The organism is Streptococcus mitis (genome assembly GCF_002096895.1).
In the GTDB taxonomy this organism is placed as follows: Bacteria; Bacillota; Bacilli; order Lactobacillales; family Streptococcaceae; genus Streptococcus; species Streptococcus mitis_AH.
In genome coordinates this window covers 1-2,524 of sequence record NZ_NCVI01000008.1, presented here as the reverse complement: position 1 = coordinate 2,524, position 2,524 = coordinate 1, and the positions used below count along the sequence as shown (strand labels likewise).

Genomic DNA, 2,524 nt, shown 5'->3' with positions numbered 1-2,524 from the left:
TCTTTTTCAACATTTTGTCCAGTAATTCCAAAGTCATGCGGATTCATCACTTTTTTAAAGGATTCTGAGGCATTGAAAATGCTTGTCGCTGCAGATATGGTAACCAAGACCATTGTTGACAAAATAGCGATTGTTGCTAATCCAACTGCATTTTTCTTCATACGGAAAATCAAGTTAGAGACTGAGATAAGGTTATTTGGTTGGTAATAGTATTTCTTATTTTTCTTTAAGATTTGAAGGAAAACGGTAATCCCTGCATTGAACAAAAGATAGGTACCAAAGATAACCAGTAAAACAGCTAGGAAGAAAGTTGTTAGGGCTGTGAGAGGATCTTTTACAGTAAGGGCAAGATAGTAGCCAATCCCTAAACTTATGGAACCAAGAATAGTTTGTAGAGGTAGGAAACGACCTTTTTTCTCACCACTAGCTTTTTCACGAGAAAGCTGGAGAGCATTCATGCGGGCGATTCGTAGGGCATTCAGGAACATGAGGCCTAGGAAAATCAATCCAAAGACTACCAACACTGCAATGACAACATTCATTTGGAAGGTAGCGACTAGTTCTACCTTTAATTTCATCAGTTTGAGTAGGAAAGCGAAAATTAACTTGTCAAACAAGGCTCCAATACCGATACCCGCTCCAACAGTTAGAATCCCAAATACCACTAACTCCTTAAAGGTCATACTGATAAGATGACGCTTCTCCAAGCCCAACATGCCATAAATTCCTAGTTCCTTGGAACGGTTCTTCATGACAAAACTATTGGCATAGAGGACGATAATGGCTGACGCAAGGGTGACGACAAACATACCAAATCCAAGAGTAGCTTGAATGGTTGTCCCTCCACGGATTTCCGAAATCTTGGGATTGAAGGTTAGAGAGTAAAAGAGATAGGTGACGGTGACTGCTAAGAGAACAGCCAACGCAAAAGGATAGTAGAGTTTGCGGTTTTTAATCAAGTTCGATACCGCTAACTTATTGGTTAATCGAAACATACTAATTCACCTCGCTTGCCATGACAGTCAAGGTATCAGAGATTTCTTGGAACATCTGACGTTCTGTCTTCTCTCCACGGTAGATTTGGTTGTAAAGAATGCCGTCTTTGATAAAGAGTACACGTTTAGCTCTGCTAGCTGCTGCTGTGGAGTGGGTTACCATGAGAATGGTTTGGCCGCGCTCATTGATTTCATCAAAAACATCAAGTAAGGCTGCAGATGACTTGGAGTCAAGAGCTCCTGTCGGTTCGTCCGCAAGGAGAATTTCAGGTTCTGTGATGATGGCGCGGGCTACTGCTACACGCTGTTTCTGACCACCAGAAATTTCGTAAGGGTACTTCTCTTGCAATTGGTTGATGCCTAGATTCTCAGCTGTCACCACCAATTTCTTCATCATCTCCGTAATAGGTCTTCTTGACAAGACAAGCGGAAGCAAGATATTGTCCTTAACAGAAAGAGTATCTAGCAAGTTAAAATCTTGGAAGACAAATCCTAGCTTTTCACGACGGAAGCTAGAGGCTTGTGAATTTTTAATGGTTGCGGTGTCTGTTCCATTCAGGTAAACCTGACCACGAGTTGGTTTATCCAGCATAGCTAGAATATTGAGAAGAGTTGATTTACCAGAACCAGACTCACCCATGATGGCAACGTAGTCACCTTTTTCCACGGTAAAGTGAATATCCTTGAGGGCTTCTACTTGGTTGCCCTGAAAACGAGTTTTATAAATTTTTTGAACGTGTTTTACATCTAAAAGTGTCATGAGAATCTCCTTTCTTAATATCCCATCAAATGAAATGTTGCTTGCATCATAGCGCATCCCAGTTGAACACGCTCGATATCTTTGTGGCTTGGTTTTCTAGTTTTCTTATGTAAGATTTGTTTCATGATGTTACTCCTTTGTTCTTTATGAGTCTAGTTTACATCAAAAAAAGACCGCTTGCCATAACCTAACCTTACAAAAGAGACTTTAATCTTACATTTTTGTAAGATTGGAGGGAACATACCCATTTCATTAAAAATATTTTACCATAAAAAGAAGGCAAGAAGAAAACCCTTGCAGATACAAGGGTTCAAAAATTTTAAAATAGATTAGTCGAATTCATAGACTAACAGTAAAATAACTGTTTCTACCTTACCAAAACCATCCATCATTTTCTTCAATAGCTTGGGCTTCTTTACGTTTACGTGGGCCTGTTCCGTACATTTCTGCTTCGATTTCTTCCTTGGTAGGCATGATAGAGGCTAGGATGATATAGATAATCACACCAAGTCCAAAGTTTGCGACTGTAAAAATGGCAAATAGGAAGCGAACAAGAGTAACATCAAAGTTCCACTTGTCTGACAGACCTGCCAGAACTCCTGAAATCATACGATTTCGTCTCATCTTATAAAATTTACTGTTCATGATATTTCCTCTTTCTGCTAGGTTAGTCATAGTATATCACGGGTAGGCTCGGCTTTCATCAGTCCTCAGGCTGATTTATCAGTAGTAATTTACCTCGACAAAGTCCACAGCGATAGCGTTTGGT

3 protein-coding genes and 1 pseudogene are annotated in these 2,524 nt (G+C 39.9%); all 4 read right to left on the bottom strand.

Annotated features, from left to right (window positions below):
• Nucleotides 1-995: FtsX-like permease family protein (locus B7697_RS00065; protein ID WP_142358986.1), on the bottom strand; the 995-nt coding region annotated here is incomplete at its 3' end.
• A gap of 1 nt (nt 996) precedes the next feature.
• Entirely contained in the window at nt 997-1,755 is a 759-nt protein-coding gene (locus B7697_RS00060) for an ABC transporter ATP-binding protein (protein ID WP_000173372.1), read from the bottom strand.
• A 372-nt stretch (nt 1,756-2,127) separates the two neighbouring features.
• Entirely contained in the window at nt 2,128-2,400 is a 273-nt protein-coding gene (locus B7697_RS00055) for a PspC domain-containing protein (RefSeq protein ID WP_033685104.1), read from the bottom strand.
• A 58-nt stretch (nt 2,401-2,458) separates the two neighbouring features.
• Nucleotides 2,459-2,524: pseudogene (locus B7697_RS00050) on the bottom strand (SprT family protein); the annotation flags it as partial.